General features: G+C 57.9%; 14 protein-coding genes. 4 read left to right on the forward strand and 10 right to left on the reverse strand.

Annotation, left to right across the window (positions count from 1 at the left end; translation table 11 throughout):
• Positions 1-377: 377 nt before the first annotated feature.
• Both ACZ5DH_RS08820 and ACZ5DH_RS08825 read right to left on the reverse strand, forming a co-directional pair.
• On the reverse strand, positions 378-1,166 hold the full coding sequence (locus tag ACZ5DH_RS08820; protein WP_464253947.1) for a hypothetical protein: 789 nt from the start codon (positions 1,164-1,166) through the stop codon (positions 378-380).
• A gap of 373 nt (positions 1,167-1,539) precedes the next feature.
• Entirely contained in the window at positions 1,540-2,826 is a 1,287-nt protein-coding gene (locus ACZ5DH_RS08825) for a YIP1 family protein (RefSeq protein ID WP_464253948.1), read from the reverse strand.
• Between the two features lie 557 nt (positions 2,827-3,383).
• On the opposite strand from ACZ5DH_RS08825, the gene ACZ5DH_RS08830 reads away from it, so the two are divergent.
• Positions 3,384-4,604 carry a sodium:calcium antiporter gene (locus ACZ5DH_RS08830; RefSeq protein WP_464253949.1) on the forward strand — a complete coding sequence of 407 codons (1,221 nt, stop codon included), beginning with the start codon at positions 3,384-3,386 and terminating at the stop codon, positions 4,602-4,604.
• Between the two features lie 352 nt (positions 4,605-4,956).
• Positions 4,957-6,201, forward strand: a complete 1,245-nt coding sequence (locus tag ACZ5DH_RS08835) for a DUF3298 and DUF4163 domain-containing protein (RefSeq protein WP_464253950.1) — start codon at positions 4,957-4,959, stop codon at positions 6,199-6,201.
• Positions 6,202-6,775: 574 nt separating this feature from the next.
• On the opposite strand, the gene ACZ5DH_RS08840 is transcribed toward ACZ5DH_RS08835, so the two are convergent.
• The 6 genes from ACZ5DH_RS08840 to ACZ5DH_RS08865 all read right to left on the reverse strand — a co-directional run bounded on the left by ACZ5DH_RS08840 (position 6,776) and on the right by ACZ5DH_RS08865 (position 12,359).
• On the reverse strand, positions 6,776-7,954 hold the full coding sequence (locus ACZ5DH_RS08840; RefSeq protein WP_464253951.1) for a tRNA-specific 2-thiouridylase: 1,179 nt from the start codon (positions 7,952-7,954) through the stop codon (positions 6,776-6,778).
• A 284-nt stretch (positions 7,955-8,238) separates the two neighbouring features.
• On the reverse strand, positions 8,239-8,988 hold the full coding sequence (locus ACZ5DH_RS08845) for an amino acid ABC transporter ATP-binding protein (protein WP_464253952.1): 750 nt from the start codon (positions 8,986-8,988) through the stop codon (positions 8,239-8,241).
• Complete coding sequence (locus tag ACZ5DH_RS08850) at positions 8,975-9,775, reverse strand: amino acid ABC transporter permease (protein ID WP_464253953.1); 801 nt, start codon at positions 9,773-9,775, stop codon at positions 8,975-8,977. Before ACZ5DH_RS08850 ends, ACZ5DH_RS08845 begins: the two co-directional genes overlap by 14 nt.
• 82 nt (positions 9,776-9,857) lie before the next feature.
• Positions 9,858-10,601, reverse strand: coding sequence for a basic amino acid ABC transporter substrate-binding protein (locus tag ACZ5DH_RS08855; RefSeq protein ID WP_464253954.1), 744 nt, complete (start codon positions 10,599-10,601; stop codon positions 9,858-9,860).
• A 61-nt stretch (positions 10,602-10,662) separates the two neighbouring features.
• Positions 10,663-11,406, reverse strand: coding sequence for a basic amino acid ABC transporter substrate-binding protein (locus ACZ5DH_RS08860; protein WP_464253955.1), 744 nt, complete (start codon positions 11,404-11,406; stop codon positions 10,663-10,665).
• A 236-nt stretch (positions 11,407-11,642) separates the two neighbouring features.
• Positions 11,643-12,359, reverse strand: coding sequence for an NYN domain-containing protein (locus ACZ5DH_RS08865; protein WP_464253956.1), 717 nt, complete (start codon positions 12,357-12,359; stop codon positions 11,643-11,645).
• A 148-nt stretch (positions 12,360-12,507) separates the two neighbouring features.
• Here ACZ5DH_RS08865 and ACZ5DH_RS08870 point away from each other — a divergent pair, with 148 nt between their 5' ends.
• Positions 12,508-13,857, forward strand: a complete 1,350-nt coding sequence (locus tag ACZ5DH_RS08870) for an O-antigen ligase family protein (protein ID WP_464253957.1) — start codon at positions 12,508-12,510, stop codon at positions 13,855-13,857.
• A gap of 252 nt (positions 13,858-14,109) precedes the next feature.
• Here ACZ5DH_RS08870 and ACZ5DH_RS08875 read toward each other — a convergent pair whose 3' ends face one another.
• Positions 14,110-14,916, reverse strand: a complete 807-nt coding sequence (locus ACZ5DH_RS08875) for an FAD-dependent thymidylate synthase (protein ID WP_464253958.1) — start codon at positions 14,914-14,916, stop codon at positions 14,110-14,112.
• Between the two features lie 465 nt (positions 14,917-15,381).
• Here ACZ5DH_RS08875 and trpB point away from each other — a divergent pair, with 465 nt between their 5' ends.
• Positions 15,382-16,593, forward strand: coding sequence for a tryptophan synthase subunit beta (gene trpB / locus ACZ5DH_RS08880; protein ID WP_464253959.1), 1,212 nt, complete (start codon positions 15,382-15,384; stop codon positions 16,591-16,593).
• A 591-nt stretch (positions 16,594-17,184) separates the two neighbouring features.
• Here trpB and ACZ5DH_RS08885 read toward each other — a convergent pair.
• Positions 17,185-17,607, reverse strand: a complete 423-nt coding sequence (locus tag ACZ5DH_RS08885; protein ID WP_464253960.1) for a YbjQ family protein — start codon at positions 17,605-17,607, stop codon at positions 17,185-17,187.
• Positions 17,608-18,440: the final 833 nt, after the last annotated feature.

Here is an 18,440-nt window from a genome sequence, read left to right on the forward strand (position 1 = left end):
ATGCAGTGTGTCTCGTGATCTGAAGAGGGAAAGCCAAAGGCGGCGGCTTCAGGCCTCGCGCCATTACAACGTTTACTTACGCTGAAACACGCCCCCCTTGAGAATGTACATTCTCAAGGGGGGCGTGTTTCAGAGCATTTTAACTTTGAAAAAGTGTAAATGCTCTAACGCTGCACGAAAGTGCAGCGCGCCACAACGTGGCGTGGATTCAGCCGAAAAATCGCATTTTTCGGCTGAATGAAAACTTTGAAATGTGAAGCATTTCAAAGGTAATCTGCTCTAGTTGCGATAGCTTGACCGCGCGGACAATCCGCCTCGCGCCTTGGCGCGGACGTATGCTCACGCAGCCGTCAGAACAGTTTGACTGCGAATTTGCGTTAAAACGCTTTGGACTTGAATATGTCCGTCCACGAAGAGTCCCTGGGGGCCGGATGGCTCGGATCAACCCAGCCCAGAACCTGGCGGCCCATATCCCAGGCCAGAGTGCGGGCAATGAGGCTTGAAGGATCTTCGGGGTTCACTTCCGTTATAGAAAAAAGATAAAAATCATGCACCTGACGCGCATCCATAAGCCCACCCTGCGCCATGGACCACACAAGCGTGCCTGTCTTCACGTCATAAACTTCCATAGCCAGCGAAAGCGAACTGGTGCCGCCGGAGCCGCCGTCCATGTAGTGATTGATATAGCCGCTCACCAGCATCTGCGCCCCGCGCGCCCTGGCGATGGCAAGCGCCCGCTGCGGCTCGAAAGGCGTGGCGCTGGTATCATACTCAAGAGCGGAAAAGGCGTTGAGCGACAGCCACACCTGCCATATCTGACGCGAAAACATGTTGCTGAAGGTGACGGCGTTGGATATCTGCTGCACCGCCCGCAAAGGAACAAAAAGCGCTGTGGGCCTGTACCCAAGAGGCTCTCTCGGCCGGACGTAAACGGCTGGCGGCTGGCGGCGCACAAAATTGCTGACCTGCACCTGAATGGGCGTGCTCAGATCTCCCGTCACGCCACGCTCGGTACGACTACCGTCATTGGGCGCTCTGGAGCAGCCCGACGCCAAAAACAGCAGCAGGCAAAACCCCGCTGCAAACAGAATACGCATCAGGGGCCAGGCCGTATCCTCAAGATTGCGACCGCGCCACGCGCCTGAAACAGATGGGCAGGTATGCATATTGTACTCCTGACGTAAAACCAACCAGGCAGGCTGTCCCTCGGGGCAGATTACCGTTAATAATTATTGTTGTCTGGCCAGTGTGGCTTTTACCAGATCAGATTACCTTTGAAATGCTTTACATTTCAATTTGTCATTCTGCCGAAAATGCGATTTTTTGTAGAATCCACGGCACGTTGCGCGCTGCACAGATGCCGGAGCAGCGGATATTGTATACAACGCACAGTGACTGAGGTGCGAGCCGACGCAACGCCAGTATTCTGGCATTTGCCAAAAGCGTGCCATAACAATCAACATGGCCGCTCCGCCGCCTTGTGCAGACGGTGGAACGGCCATGAAGTTTGCGGATCGGGCGATGGTCCGGCCCGCCCGGTCACATGCGGGCAGCCTGAAATATCTGGAGAAGCAGGGGCGCTATCAGCAGGATGACCGGGGCCAGCCCCATGAGAGTTTGCGGCCATGTAAGCCTGAGCGCCGCACGGCAGCCCACCAGCACGCAGGCCACCATCCAGACAAAGCCCACCAGAGAACCCAGCAGAGGCACCACGCACAAGAGCGTGGGCGCGGCGGCGTAGGCCAGAACCTGAAAGACCTGACCGAAATCGGCACGGCGGCCGCGCACAAAACCATAGGTGAAGTTTATAAGCGCGCTGAGCACATACAACTGGATCACGGACATGCCCGTTTTGATCAGTATGATCATGGGCAGGCTCATCTGCGGCGAAAGCAGGACGAGCATTTTTTCCAGCTGGGGGTCGGAAGCGGCGCTGGGCGCCATAAGGGACATGAACAGCCCGGACCAGATGCGCTCCACAACAACCTGCACCACGCTCACCAGCAGATAAAAAATCAGGGCGCGCATCTGCGACCCATCGGGCCGCACCTGGCTGAAAAGGCGCTGCGTGCTGAACATGACGCGCATGCAGGTATGATAAAAGGCAGGCAGCCAGCCATCGGGCTCCGGGGCTGTTTCCCACGGTATGCCGCCTTCTCCGCCGTCATCATACTGGGCGTCATACCCATCGTGCCCGGCATCGCCGTCATTATCGTCCGCAGTACCCCCAAGGCGGCGCTTACGGTCATACGGATCATCGTCCTCGTCGTAACGGCGGTTTTGCTCACGCTCATAGGCGCGGCTGGCTTCTGCGCGCGGGTCATCATCCCCGGCGGAACCCTCAGGCCCGGCCTTGCCCGCGCCCAGGCCCCTCTTTTGCGCGCCATCCCGCATCGGGGCCTGTTCCCGCCCACGCGGCCCTGTGTCCTGCTGCGCGGCGTCGTTTGACCTTGCGTCCTCGCGCGACCATGAAGAACTTCCGGGAACAATGGCTCCCGGAGGCAGGGGATCGTCTTCGTCGGGACCTCGCGCCGCGCCCGCGGCGTCCCGGTATTCATCGGAATCCGCGGAGCCAACGGGATCCGCGGAACCGGCGGGATATGGAGAATCTGGCAGATCGTGAGAAGCAGGAACCGCGCCCTGGTCGCGTGTGGGGCCGTGGTTTCCGGTTTGCGGCGCATCCGGCAGAACCTCCTGCACACCGGTGTCAGGCGCAAAACGGAACCGGCAGGAGCAATGGGGGCAGGTGGCGATAACCGCGCGCGCCGGAAGGCGGTCGGCGGGCACTTGGCGGCTGAAGCCGCAACGCGGACACGTAATATTCACAAAGCTTCTCCTGAGTAGGCACGTCGTAAGGCATAAAGTGGCGTATATAGTATCCACAGGCTTTGCCGCTGGCAAGCGTCCCGGCGCGGCGCACCTGCGACGTCGGAATCATTATTGATGACGCGATATGATGGTGTGACGCCTGAAAAAACGCTGTCTCCTGCCCCATCTTCATATCAAAAACACCTTGTAATATACTAAAATACAATAAGAGTTTTAGAGGGTGGGGGCGTGGGGGAGGGACCCTTTTGCAAAAGGGTCCCTCCCCCACAAAGCATCGCCCCCCATAAAGCATTGCAACATACCAGCGCTCCAGACGCGAAACAGGCGCGCTGCGGCTCTTAAAAATTCCTGCTCTCAAAGTTGTTCTGCCCGCATGTTGACACAGCCCTCCAGTGGTTATAGCGTAATCGGACAAGGGGAGTAACTGGGTTCTTGAAACCCGGGCGGCATCAACAGCATGGCTTATAAGCCTGGTGCCGCCGTCGGTTCCGCCGATTAGTGAGACCTTGGCGTCAACGCCAAGGTCTTTTTATTTTTTAAGGAGACAAGACATTATGACCATTCGCGCCCTAAGGCCCTATATACTGGCTGTACTCATGACCATTCCCGGTCTGGCTCTTCATCTTGCACCGCCCGACATTTCACCTCTGATTGTGACCGCCCTCTCGGGCATGGCCATTCTTGGAGCCTCATTTCTGCTGACCTGGGCCTGTGAAGTGGCCCAGATGGACATGCCGCAGGCTGTGGCCGTGGCTGTGGTGGCCTTTATCGCCGTGCTGCCCGAATACGCTGTGGACATGTACTTTACCTGGATGGCGGGCCAGCAGCCCGACAGTCCCTATTCCCACTATGCCATTGCCAACATGACCGGAGCCAACAGACTGCTTATCGGCGTGGGGTGGTCGGCCATTGTGCTTATCTTCGCCGGGCGCTTCCACTCCGCCGTGGCCCTGCACAGCGACAAACGCACCGATGTGCTGTTTCTGGCCATGGCCACGGTCTACGCGCTTATCATTCCGCTCAAGGGCTCACTTACCTGGGTGGACGGGCTGGTGCTTCTTGGAATCTACGTCTGGTACATACTCATCATCATGCGCCGCCCCGTTGAAGAAGAGGAGCTTGAAGGCCCGGCCGCTGTTCTGGCGCGTCTGGCCAAAAAAGTACGCCTCCGCAGCGTGGGATTCATTTTTTTGTTTGCGGCCATTGTGATTTTGGGCAATGCGGAATCTTTCAGCGAGGGGCTGGTTGCCAGCGGCAAGATGCTGCACATCAACGAATTTCTGCTGGTGCAATGGATTGCCCCGCTGGCGTCGGAGGCGCCGGAATTTATTGTGGCCCTCATGTTCGCCTCACGCGGCAACGCCGGTTTGGCCCTGGGCTGTCTGCTTTCTTCAAAACTTAATCAATGGACTCTGCTGGTTGGCATGATACCTGGCGTATACGCCGTATCTTCAGGTGGTCTTACACCTCCCATAAACCTTGACACGCACCAGTTTCAGGAAATACTACTCACAGCCGGGCAATCTCTTTTTGCCGTGGCTTTGCTGCTGGACCTGCGGCTGCATGTACGCGAGGCGATCTGGCTGCTTCTGCTCTTCAGCCTGCAACTGCTTTCGCCCCTGTATGACGTACAGCTTGAAGCCATGCTGGGGTTGCCGCATGATCCCCTGCGGCTGCATTTGTTCTATGCCAAGGTGTATCTGGTGCTGGCGGCTGTGCTGCTCATCAAGAACTGGCGTCAGGCCTGGGAGCTTCGCAAGGGCTTCAAAGTTTAAATAAAGCATGTATACTGCCGTACAGCGGCATAGCAGGGATGAGAGCGGGTTCGCTTTGAAATTGCTCAGCCGACTGCGGGAGCAGGCGCTCGCCGTAAAGGCGCAGGCGCAGTTTATCTGCGCTGTTACACGCCATAACGGGCGTATCTGGGACTTTGAGAATGTACGTTCGCAAAGCTACTCTGCTCTAGAGCAATTTCTCTTTGAAATTGCTCTGGCGGATGCGGGAGCAGACGCCCGCCGCGGAGGCGTAAGCGCAATTTATTTGCGCGGTTACGCGCCGGAGTGGGCGTCTTGGAAGCATTGAGAATAGATATTCTCAATGCGAAAATGCTCTAAAAGAGGAAAAGCCATGCAGCTTCCTTTTCAGGTTTTGCGGTTTTTTCACCTTGCGGCCCTTTTGCTTCCGCTGGCGATGTTCGCCGGTGCGGCCCGGTTTTCCGGGCCGCACCAGCGCAAACAACGCAGGACACACAGCCCCGGCGTGACGTCGGGGCAACTGCAAGACTGTTCCGCCCCTGACCTTGCAGAGACGCAGATGGCATACTACCTCCGGCAAGATGTTTCGCCTTCACCCATTACCGGTTATCAAGGTATCATATCCATGCCGCGCCTTTTGTCTTTTCTTCTGCTGGCGCTGCTGCTCGGTGAACGGGCAGCCGAGGCGGCCCGTATGCCGGATCAGCAGACGCTTTCTCCCTCACTTGCCCAGGAATTTACCGCTACCGCCGACCTGACGGAACCCAGCACAGGACATGAGCCCCCGCCCCCTATGGAAGCTACGGGGCATGCCCGCCCTGACGACAACGCCAAACCGGGCGCGGTCTCTCAGGAGCACACCGGTGAACGCGCCGGAAGTCAGACCGGGGACCACGTTGGAGATCGCGCTGGCGACCAGGCCGCCCCCGAGGATCAATCCGCCCGCGACAGCGCCGCCGCCATCATTTCCGGCTCGCGCAAGCCCGGCATCATTGAGCACCAGCTTGTCCGCGACCAGAGCGGCGGCCCCGTCATCAACATCAGCTACCCCTCTGTGGGCAGCAAGCAGATAGACAGCGACATTCGCCAATGGGTCACGGGCATTGCCACCGCTTTTGAGCAAAGCTGCAGCAACGGCAGCTTCACGGCAGGGCCGGGGCTGGACGGCGAACGCCCGCCGTATGAACTCTGGGGGTCGTACAGCGTCACGTCGCCTTCACCCGCTGGCCTCAGCATCACGTTCGAAGTATGGACGTACACTGGCGGAGCCCACGGCAATCTGGACGTCATGACCCTGAACTACAGCCTGCTCACAGGGCAGCGGCTTGGTCTGGTGGATCTTTTTGAGGATCCGGACATGGCCCTGCACCTCATGTCCACCTGGTCATACACCGAGCTTTCGCGCCGCCTCGGCGGCATGAGGCAGGAACAGATGCTGCGCACCGGCCTTACCCCTGTGCCGGAAAATTTCGCCAGCCTGACCCTGACCCCGCAAGGCGTACGCATCAATTTTCAACCCTATCAGGTCGCGCCATGGGCCGCCGGAGCTCAAAAGGTGAACATGCCCCTAGATCAGCTGCTGCCTGCCAGCCCCCTGCTGCGCCTTTGGGGCCGCTAGAGTTATGTTACAATAAAGGGCTTTGTGGGGGGGGTACAGTAAATGCTTTTAGAGATGCTTTGTGGGGGAGGGACCCTTTTGCAAAAGGGTCTCCTCCCCCACACCCCCACCCCTAGAGCAGATTAACTTTGAAATGCTTTACATTTCAAAGTTTTCATTCAGCCGAAAATGCAATTTTCGGCTGAATCCACGCCACGTTGTGGCGCGCTGCACTTTCGTGCAGCGTTAGAGCATTTACACTTTTTCAAAGTTAAAATGCTCTAAAACTCTTGCTGCCTTTTGGTGTGGCACAACGAGTTTTCTGACCTGAAGCGGGATTTCGAAATACGTAAAAGGCTCCGTGCGGCAGTGCCGCACGGAGCCTTTTACACAATTGCACGTTGAAATTTTCCTGCGACTGTCAGGCAGACGTTCGCCAAGGCGTGAACGCAACACGTCTGCGCATCAAGAGCCGGAACGGACGTGGTAATAGTACCTTGCGAACCGACATTGGCACTACTGATCGGCTCTGGCGTCCAGCAGCACTGGCCGCAAAAGACCCTCCCTCCGCGTTACGCGCCCTTCCCTGACCGGGCTATTCCATAAATTCCACTATTCCCGCAGCCAGCACGCGGCCTGCGGCGTCATAGACAGCGGCCACCTGTCCCGGGGCGGAAGGAAACTGTGGCTCGGCAAACGCTATTTCAAGGCGGCCTTCCACATCCAGAAGCACACTGGCGGGCGCGGGCCTGTGCCTGTGCCGCAGACGCACCAGCACTTCGCGCGGCCAGTACTGCGTCGGCAAAGCCAGGTTGGCGACGCCAGTGGTGCAGCGGGTGACGCCCAGCAGGGCGCGCGGCCCCACAACCAGCGTATTGGCGGGGCCATCCTTGGCAAGCACGTACAGAGGCTCGCTGTGGGCGATTCCCAGGCCCTTGCGCTGCCCTTCGGTATAGCGCCAGAGTCCCTTATGGCGGGCTATCTCCCGCTGCGTGCCGTCCGCGTTCCGTAAAACAACAGGGCCAGGGCCGGGAGGCATGATGGCCGCCGCCTGCCAGTGGCGCTCAAGAAACGGCCGGTACGCCTCGGAAACGGAACCGCCGCCTGATGCCTGATCTGCGGAAGCTCCCACTGCCGGGGCAAAGCAGATATCCTGGCTCTCGCCGGGCAGAGGCACCGTCAGGCCTGCCTGCGCCACAATTTCGCGGGTGCGGGTTTTATCCTGATCGGCCAGGGGAAAACAGGCATGCGCCAGCCGCGCCCGTGGCACGAGGCTCAAAAAATAGCTCTGGTCCTTGGCCTCGTCATGCGCGGCGGCCAGCAGGGGCAGGTGGGCCGTGTGCCCCATCGTTTCTTCTGAGACGCCCTCTTCTTCCGGCGCGCTCACAAGCCGCGCGTAATGCCCTGTGGCCAGTTTGTGCGCGCCAAGCTTTTGCGCGGCGTCCAGCAGGGCCCCGAACTTGATGGCCCTGTTGCACAGGGCGCAGGGGTTGGGCGTGCGCCCCGCCGCATAGGCCGCGGCAAAAGGAGCCAGCACCTCGCGCTGGAAAGCCGGACGCAGATCGGCAATATGCAGGGGCACGCCAAGAACCGCGCAGGCATCTTCAAGGCCGGGCGGCGGAGCAAGCTCGGCTTCCGGCAGAAAAAGACCGTGCAGGGCCAGAACCCTGTGCCCGGCCTGCCGCAGCATGACAAGGGCGCAAAGGCTGTCCACTCCCCCGCTGACAGCCACTGCCACAATGCTGGGGGATGTGGTGGTATTGCTCGCGGCCATGTTGTCATCCTTGAAGCATTTCAACTTTGAGTGTGTCATGACAACCTTGAAGACTTTGCCTTCGGGAGCCTGCATACGGGTCAGAAGTTTCTTTGTACTACTGTGAACTAGAATAAAAAGTTTTAGGGGGTGGGGGCGTGGGGGAGGAGACCCTTTTACAAAAGGGTCCCTCCCCCACAAAGCATTTCGAAGAAAACCTGTTCTGAAACAGGATACAGCTTGGGGAAAGAACCCCCTTGCGCGCAAGAGCTTTCTTTCCCCAATAAAAGATCGCCTGACGGCAATTACAGAATCTGATTGAGGAACTGACGCAGACGGGGATGCCGGGGAGTCGTGAACAGGGTTTCAGGCCTGCCCTGCTCCACAATCTGGCCCTGATCCATAAAGATGAGCCTGTCTGCCACAGTGCGGGCAAATCCCATTTCGTGGGTAACACAGACCATGGTCATGCCTTCTTCCGCCAGTTTGACCATAACGTCCAGCACTTCGCCCACCATTTCGGGGTCAAGGGCCGAGGTGGGCTCGTCAAAAAGCATGATGGCGGGCTGCATGGCCAGGGCGCGGGCTATGGCCACGCGCTGCTGCTGGCCGCCGGAGAGCATGGCCGGATACACGTTGGCCTTCTCGCTGATGCCCACCTTCTTGAGCAGACCAAGGGCGCGGGCTTCGGCTTCTTCGCGCGTAAGCTTGCGCAGCTTGATGGGCGCGAGCGTCAGGTTTTCCAGAACAGTCTTGTGGGGGAACAGATTAAACTGCTGAAAGACCATGCCAAGATTCTGGCGGATCAGGTTGATGTCATTGTCCGGGCTCATGATGTTCTGACCCTTGACCACAATATTGCCCTGATCGATCTCTTCCAGCCGGTTGATGGAACGCAGCAGGGTTGACTTGCCCGATCCGGAGGGGCCGATGATGACCACGCGCTCGCCGGGCGCGATGTCCAGGCTCACGTCCTGCAGCGCGGGCAGCGAGTCGAAATACTTCCAGACGTTGCGAATGGTGATAATGGGGGCGGTGGTGCTACTTTCCGTCATAATAGTTCAGCCTGGATTCCATAATGCTCACGGTTTTGGAAAGCATGAGCGTGATGATAAGATAGAGCAAAGCCACCACAGTGTAGGTCTCAAAGTAGAGATAGGTTGTGCCCACGAAGCTTCTGGCCCGCTGCATGATGTCCGGCACGGCCATGATGGACACAAGGGAGGTATCCTTGAGCATGGCGATACATTCGTTGCCCACAGGGGGCAGGATGGTGCGCATGGCCTGGGGCAGCACCACGTAGCGCATGGTCTGAAAACCATTGAAGCCCAGCGAACGGGCCGCTTCACTCTGCCCCTTGTTGATGGCCGTGATGCCCGCGCGGAAAACTTCGCCCATATACGCGCCGTAACAGAAGCTGATGGCCACCACGGCGGAGGTGATGCCGCTGACCTGCACAAACCGCGAAAGCGCATAATAGATATAAAAAATCTGTACCAGCAGAGGAATACCGCGAATCACCTCCACGTAGGTGGAGGCGATGAGATTGATAAGGCGATTGTTTGAAATGCGCCCAAGGCCCGTCAGAAGCCCCAGAGGCACAGCACAGCATATGGAAAGAACGGTGATCTTGAAGGTAATCAAGACGCCGTCAGGCAAATAGAGCAAAATACGCAAGTAGGGTTCTGGCCAGCAGAGGCACAGGGCGAACAATGTGGAAATGGCCCCTACCAGAGCAATCGACCATGCGTTTATCAGACGCCATTCACGAGGATCAGGGATGGAAGCCCCATCCGTGACCATGATGATATTGCCCTTGCTTCCATCTTTTTTGTCGTGCATCACAATCCTTCAGGTCAATACGGCTGCGGTGTCCGGGCCTTGCGACCCGGACACCCTGTAAAATCATGGCGGCGGAGCCTGTCTACTTGGACGCGCCCATCCACTTTTCAAGCAGTTTGGCTTCAACGCCGGAAGCCTTCACTGCCTTGATGCCCTTGTTCAGCTTTTCAACAAGGTCCGTACGGCCCTTGCGCACGGTGAAGCCGTAGTATTCCTTTTCGTCGGTCTTGTACGAAAGGTTCAGCTTGCCGGCGGTATCGGCCTTCTTGTTGGCGTAGTACATGGCAACGGGGTCATCGCAGATGACGGCGTCAATACGGCCGCCGAGCATGTCCTGAATGGCCAGGCCCACATCGTCGTATTCCTTGAGGTCCACGGGCACGCCGGACTTGCGTATAACAAACACGCCTGTGGTGCCTATCTGGCCGCCGACCTTTTTGCCCTTGAGGTCTTCAAGGTTCTTGATGTTCTTGCCAGCGGGCAGCACAACCGCCTGCGCCACTTCATAGTAAGGATCGGAGAAGTCGAACTGCTTCTGGCGTTCGGGCGTAATGGTGGTGGCGGCAGCCACAATGTCGTACTGGCCGGTGGCCACACCGCCGAAGATACCGTCCCAGGCAATATTGCGCACATCCACTTCAAATCCGGCAGCCTTGCCTACCTCAGTGATGAAGTCCACGTCAAAGCCCACGGGCTGCTTGTTTTCATCAAGATATTCCATGGGGGGCCAGGTGCAGTCTGTGGCCACAATGTATTTTTCGGCGGCCACGGCCTGACCGCAAAGCAGGGTCAGGGTCAGCAGGGCAAGAGTAAGACGACGGATCATGAAACCTCCTTAACGTGCGGCAAAACGTTGCTGGCGGATATCAGCAGCGCTTTCTTACGGGCTAGTTGGATTTGCCCATCCATTTTTCAATAATCTTGGCTTCCTCACCGGACGCCTTCACCTGCTTGATGCCCTTATTGAGCTTTTCAACAAGATCCTTGCGGCCCTTGCGCACGGTAAAGCCGTAGTATTCCTTTTCGTCGGTCTTGAACGAAAGGTTCAGTTTGCCGGCGGTGTCAGCCTTTTTGTTGGCGTAATACATGGCCACGGGATCATCACAGATGACAGCGTCAATGCGATTGTTCATAAGATCCTGCATGGCCAGACCCACATCGTCATATTCCTTGATGTCCGCGCCCACATTGGCCTTGCGCAGCACGAAGATGCCGGTGGTGCCTATCTGGCCGCCAACCTTTTTGCCTTTGAGATCGGCAAGCCCCTTGACGCTCTTGCCTTCGGGCACGACAACGGCCTGCACCACTTCATAGTACGGGTCGGTAAAGTCAAACTGCTTCTGACGCTCGGGCGTAATGGTGACGGAAGAGGCCACAACATCATACTGGCCAGTGGTTATGCCGCTGAAGATGCCGTCCCAGGCCACGTTGCGGACCTCCATGTCCAACCCTATCGCTTTGCCAATGGCATGCAGGTAATCGGTGGAGTATCCTTCGGGTTTCTTGTTGGCATCAAGCATTTCCATCGGCGGCCAGGTGCAGTCGCTGGCAACTATGATTTTTTCAGCCGCCAAAGCGGGACTGCACATAAGAACGAGACCAATCATGGCGAGGGCAATTCGGCGAAGCATGGGACCTCCTAAAATGGTTTCCTTCAAAGCCCGCCGCCCACGGCGTCTGTGGGGGGACGCCAGCTCCGCAATACCGCTGATGCGGCAAACAGACCGTGATTGGACCGTTTTTACCGGAATGCACAGTGCCACCAGTACGGGGCGGGCAGCCAGAAAAGAGCGTGTTCTTCTTTAGCGTTGGGCGCGCCCTGCGTCAAGCACAGGGGTTGCCAAAAAGCGGCAGGGCAAGATTGCGGCTACCAGGTATTGCCAGGGGTGGGGTCGTTGTTTTCCGGGGTATCCAGTGAGATATCCTCATGTCGGGGGCCGTAGCCGTTGCTCTCCACCGCGTCAATTTTCCGGGCATGCGGCAGGGGGCTGGAAACCGGCTTTCCGGCAGCGTACACCGCTTCGCTTTCAAGGTCATCACGGTCGTCACGCAGTGCCTGTTGCAAAAACCAGTCTTCACGGATGCGCCAGGACGCGGCAGCCGTATACGCCGGAGAGGAGTAACCCACTGAAAGCACAAGCGTGCGGCGGGCGTGCTCCTGAAGGCGGATAAGCAGGGGCGTAAAATCGGCATCACCTGAAAGGATGATGAATTCGTCAAACTTGGTTGAATGTGAAAGATCATCCATGCAGTCCATGACCAGATGGATGTCGGTGCTGGTTTTGCCCCGCGACGTGAGCGGGGGGCAGTCCACCACCTGAAAGGCGCTGCGGATGAAGAAATTGCGAAACTCCTGATAACGCTGCGGATTAAGGTAGCACATGCGTTTCAGAATGCGACGGCGTACGCCTTCACCATAAAGAATGCGCAAGGCGTGATTTTCTATCCAGCGCACCCAGCGGTAAGGCGCGGAGCCAAAAGCCCGGGCAGCTTCGGGATCAATTTCAAGAAACCGGGTAAAGATATTGTCGAAATCAACATAAAGAGCGCTGTAAACCTCATCAAATCCTGTAAATCGTGCCATGGTGTCCTCATAGTAAGCTAACGAATTAGCTTAGTATATTTTGCCTGCCAGCAGATGGCAAGGTTTTTGCCCCACTTGAATTGCCTGGGCCTGCGAGCTATTATGAATTTATTACAGGCCAATACCAACTTTTCGGTACGGAGGAGCAGTGTATAACTTGCTGGAATACGGTAAAAGCCGTCTGACCGTTTTTCGTGAGCAGGCAGAGGCTTTCCGGCAATCTCCCCCGGCCGAGCGCTGGTTTTCCTGCCTGTTCTGGTCCTTCTGGGCCTCACTGGTCACATTTCCTATGGGCTATGCTGTCCGGGACGTCATGCCCGTGGTCTGCCTGGTTTTTCTTGCCCTCTACTACCGTCACAACTGGCAGGGCAGCGTGCTGCGCCGACTCGGAGCATGGCCGCTCTTTGTCTGCTTCGGGCTTATGGTTCTTATTGGCATAGTCTTTTCCGGCAACGTGGGCTCTTCGCTGCTGCATGCCGGCTCCGGGCTGAACAAGGGCTTTATTCTGCCCTTTATCGCCATGGAGTGCGTGCGCAATGAAAAAGACCTGCTCCGGCTGGTGTGGGCCAGTGTTCTGGCCGTGTTCTGGCAGGGTCTGGACGGCGTATGTCAGGCCCTGACCGGCAAAGACTTTCTTATGGGCTACCCGCCAAGCAGCGGACGCCTCACAGGCAGTTTTGACGATTATGAGGTGGGCAACTACATTGCCCTGGCTCTGATTCCCGCCTTCAGCCTGTGGTACGTTTTACGCCAGTGGGTTTCACGGCTGCCCGCGATGCTGCTTTGTGCGGCAACCCTGTGGCCCGGTTTTTTTCTGCTTGCGGGCGCGGGCAGCCGTAGCGGCGCGCTGGCCATTGCAGCGGCCCTGGGCCTGTGGTTTTTGCTGGCAGGCGCGGGCAACCGCTGGAAAAGCCTGCTCTTCGCCGTCGCGGCCCTGTTCTTGATTCTTCTGGCCCAGGGCCGCGCCCGCATGGACGCGGTGGTGGATGACGGCAGATGGAGCCTGTGGAAGCTGGGTTGGCGCGTCTTTCTTGAACACCCATGGTTCGGCGCAGGAGCCGGGCAGTACAACGCAACATTTCGCGCTCTTGGCCTCTCGCCGGAAAAAGACCTCATCACCATCAGCCATCCGCACAATCTCTACCTCGATATGCTGTACGCGCACGGTCTGGTTGGCTTCATGTTCGGCATGATCTTTTTGCTGGGCTTTAGCTGGTGGGGCTATCAACGTATCCGGCCGCAGCTTCTGGCCGAGCGCTCTCACGGAGGAAAGGGCATCTACTGGCATATGACGGCATGGTTCTGGATAGGCTTTGTGGCATGGCTGTTCAACGGCATCTTTGGCCACGACTTCTATCGCGTCTGGTGGCTGGCCCTCGCCATGGGGCATCTGGGCGTCATGATCGGCGCTGTCGTCAACGGCCCGGCATCAGAAGAGGCGGCCCGGCCTGCGCCCATCGCGCCATCAGACCGGCCCGGTGCGCCGCCACAGGCGTAAGGGTTCGTTAAACGCCGCTCGCGGGTATCACGGCGGGGCCGGAACACGGGTTCCGGTCCCGCTTTTTTATCAGGCTGAGGAGGCGGCGGGCTTCTGTTCGCGCCAGCGCCAGAGCAAGTTCAAGATGAAAACGCGCGAATGCAATGAAAGCGCTCTTATCACGGGTATGCCCTGATCCACTGCCAGGGCGTTTTTGAAAAACAGGCAGCAGCCCGTTGCGCAACAGGCGAGCACCTTTGCGCCTGAAAAAACTCACTCTCCGGCAAATTCGTCGGCAGCGGGAGGCGTTCCCGCACCGGCATTCCTGTTGGCGCGCAACAGCGCCATGGCCTCGTCCTTGGTGATGATGCGGCCCCTGCACCGCGCATTCTGGAGCGCGTTTTCCGGGCAGTAGCCCATCTGCACGCAATTGGGGCCGGCACCGGCGAAAAGGTCGGGGGCAGCCTTGCGGCAGAGGTTCAGCATCTGCCATGCAAGATGCCTGATCTCATACTGCGCGTTGCGGCAACAGCGGATGGAAAACCAGTCCAGCAGGGCGTGGGCGTTCATGCCCACAATGGCCTTGAATTCCGTGGCCTGGGGCTTCAGATAGCGCAGATCTTCTTCAGGAAGTCCGGCGTCGAGCCCGGCGTCGTACCACTGGCGGCCGAGATCTGCCAGATCGCGCCCGCTCAGACTCACAGTGCCCCCGTCAGGCAGGGTTACCTGCGCGGTAAATTCCGCCGCCTTACGCGGATACACCACTGAATAACGGCGCTTTCCGCCCAGTTCTGCCCGGCCGGACTTGATCAGATAGGAGGCCAGACGTTTGCGCACAAGCTGGGTCTCGGTAACGCGCGAATACCCCTCAAGGCCGAAGATGAAAAAATCAAATTCCAGCGCGGCCCGGTGTCCGGAAGACAGGATATTCTCAACGATTTTTTTGGAATAGGGCGAGGCCACTATGTCTTCAAGTTCGCGTTCGCTGCGCACAAAACGGGCCGCGATATCCGTATAGATTTTTCCGCCGCCGGCCAGCAGCACCACTTTGCCGTTGCCAGTAAATTTTTCGTCCAGCATTACACCTCCCTGGCGCGTAGTACCGCTGCCCTGACAAGCATATGCGAAACAGCTTTCAGCGGCAAGACAGCGCTCAAAATCACAAGGTCATGGCTATTGCGATCCAGGGCCGCGACACGCCGCGCAAGCGCATATCTTGACACAGCAGGCCCAAAAAGCCAGAGTGAGAACCGTTTTCCGGCGTTTACCGTTTTCAGGACACGCGCCTGCCGCAGCCGACAGGCTGCCCTTCTGCGACCATTGCCCTGACCGCGGCACAATGACGGCGACACAGCACTACGCACCCATGAGCTTCAGGGAAACGCTGATTTATTCCGTTTGGCGGCGTTGCTTCACTTTTTTTGAAACAGTCGAGGACGGAAGAGTCCACTCCTGCTTCAAAAAAGATTGCGCCTTGCCAAAAGAAACAACTGCGCGTTTCCAAGAGGCTCTTTAATCAGTGTTTTCTTACAGCAAGGAGATTACATGAGCCAGCATTCCGCCCCACATGGCAAACCGGACAGCAGCGGTTTTTTCGGCGCTTACGGCGGCCAGTTTGTTCCTGATTCCGTCAAGGCCCGCCTGGACGAACTGACTGCGGCCATGGAGGCTGCCCTGGCCGATCCCGGATTTCTGCGCGAACTGGACGACCTGTTTCTTCATTACACAGGCCGGCCCAGCCCGGTTTTTCACTGCGCCAACCTGAGCCGCACGCTTGGCGGCGCGCAGATATGGCTTAAACGCGAAGACCTCAACCATCTTGGCGCGCACAAAATCAACAACACCCTAGGGCAGTGCCTGCTGGCCAAAAGGATGGGGAAAACGCGCGTCATCGCCGAAACAGGCGCCGGGCAGCATGGCGTGGCCACTGCGGCCACCGCGGCCCTGATGGGGCTCAAGTGCACCATCTGCATGGGCGAGGTGGACATGGAGCGCCAGCGCCTCAACGTCATCCGCATGCGTATGCTCGGAGCCGAAGTGGTGGCCGCCACGTCAGGACAGCGCACCCTCAAGGAAGCCGTGGACGAAACCCTTGGGCTGTGGGTGGCTGATGACGAAATGTTCTATGTGCTTGGCTCGGCCGTGGGCCCGCACCCCTACCCGTATATGGTGCGGCAGTTCCAGGCCATCGTGGGCAGTGAAGCCCGCGCCCAGATGCTTGAAGCCTGCGGCCGCCTGCCTGACGCGACCCTGGCTTGCGTGGGCGGCGGCTCCAACGCCATCGGCATTTTTTCCGGCTTTCTGAATGATGCGGGCGTGCGCCTCATTGGCGTGGAACCCGGCGGGCTGGGCAAGGAATACGGCCAGCACGCCGCTTCGCTCTGCCTTGGCGAACCCGGGGTGCTGCACGGTTTCAACTCCTATATGCTCAAGGACGAAAAAGGCGACGCCGCGGCGGTGTACTCCATCTCCGCCGGTCTGGACTACCCTTCCGTCGGGCCGGAACATTCCATGCTCAAGGACGCGGGACGCGCCGAATATGTCAGCATCACGGACAGGGAAGCCCTGGACGCCTTCTTCGCCCTGTCCAGGCATGAAGGCATCATTCCCGCTCTTGAGTCGTCGCACGCCCTGGCCCAGGCCATGAAGATGGCCCCCGCCATGCCAGACACCGCCATACTGCTGGTCAACCTGTCTGGCCGTGGCGACAAGGACGTAGCCCAGGTAGCCGAAATGATGGAAAAAGGCGAAATATAGGCTCTGATTCCTCCAAGGGCGCAGGCCCATAAATGCCGACAACAGCAAAGGCCCCCGTCCACTGGACGGGGGCCTTTGCTGGCCTTTTGACGGGCACACGCCGGAGGCTCCCAGACTGAAAATCCTGAACAGATGGAACCTGATCTAGACCAGATTAACTTTGAGAATGGACATTCTCAAAGTTTAAGACACGCATACTTCGGCGCTTAACAGCGCAAATAAATTGCGCTTACGCCTTCGCTGCGGGCGCCTGCTCACGCAGTCGCCAGAGCAATTTCAAAGTGAAAATGCTCTAAACCATACATGGCTGCGTTACGCGCACGGCCCGCAAGCGCCAGCGCCATAAATCCGCCGCTCCAGCACACTGTCCCGCGCCACGGTTACCGCCCCGGCGTCACGCGACGAACATTTGTCCGCACAGGCGCACTGCCCGGAGCAAACCTGCTTGGTACCAGGCATTCTCGGCGGTGATGGCACGCCCGTTCCGGCAGTTACGGTACAGGCAACCTGCGCCTGCGCCAGTACGGTGATCGCCCGCTCCCACAGTCACCAGAACAGTTTCAACGTGAAACCGCCCTGCCCTGATGCTGCTTATATAACTTCATTGAGCGCCGAAAGCTGTTCCTGCGCCCTGAATTTCTGCTGCAACATGATGGGCAGCGCTTCCGGATCAGCCGGGTCGTATTCAAACATGACCGCCGTACCGAAGCAGGAAAAATACTTGCTGCCGTCAGGATGAAAAGCCACGTTTTCATTGTAGCCCACGATGGCCTGCGCGCCTTTGTTCATGGCGCGCCCCGCCATGCCGAAAAAGGCTTCCTCGGAGTCAAAACCCCGGCAGCACACGAGCCCCAGCACCTTGGCAATACGCCGCCCTTCCACCTGATGCGTGGTCACCACAGGAAATCGCCCGGCCAGAAACACTTCACGAATGCGCGCGGTGGCGTCTGACGTACGCGCCTGCCTTTCAGCTTTGCGAGCCTTTTTTTCCTGACCACCGAGTAAAAAAAACATGCCGGACCTCCAGAAGCAATGGGATGCACAATGATAACGCTCTCGTGTGCAGATTAATTGCAAAGGTCTTGCCAATAAACTTTTAAACTTTTATTTCAAGTGATTATAAAAAAATCAGCCTTGCGTTGTCAGACCGTTGACGGCATTGCCGCGACCACAGGGCAAACCAGCGTCCATGCCTTTTCGGGGCACTCTTCGAACTTTTGAACACGGTCGCGCCGTCCAGTGCCGCAGGGCAACGGCCAAGGCAACATCATAAAAAGTGGCCGAACATCGGCAATTATCGCCAACACAGGCGCAGCAGCGGCATTGCCTTCCCCATATTCACCGCCCGTGAAAGCCCCGCATTGGTACCGCCATACACGGCGGCAAAGGCGCGGCCTGTTTGGCGCATGTGCCCATAAAGGCATAAACTCGCCATCGGCGGGTTTATGCCTTTATAATATTGCCCGACGCCGGAGCCGATACACGTTGAGACGGTGTACTGCCTGGAAAACGCAGTTCTGAAGCCCCGCTTCAGATCAGAAAACCCTTACCATACCATAATAGATTAACTTTGAAATGTTTCACGTTACAAAGTTTTTATTCAGCCAAAAAATGCGATTTGCGGTAGCCGTTAGCGGGGCTTTACCGCTTACGGATAACCAATGCTGTCTTTGCGGCAGCCGTTGCTTTAGCCGTTGTGACGCAGGCTTCAGCCGTCGCAACGGCTAAAGCTCGGCTGAATCCACGCCACCTTGTGGCACGCTGCACTCTCGTGCAGCGTCAGAGCATTTACACTTTTTCAAAGTTAAAATGCTCTGAAATACAATAAGAGTTTTAGGGGGTGGGGG

This window comes from Desulfovibrio simplex (assembly GCF_055387835.1).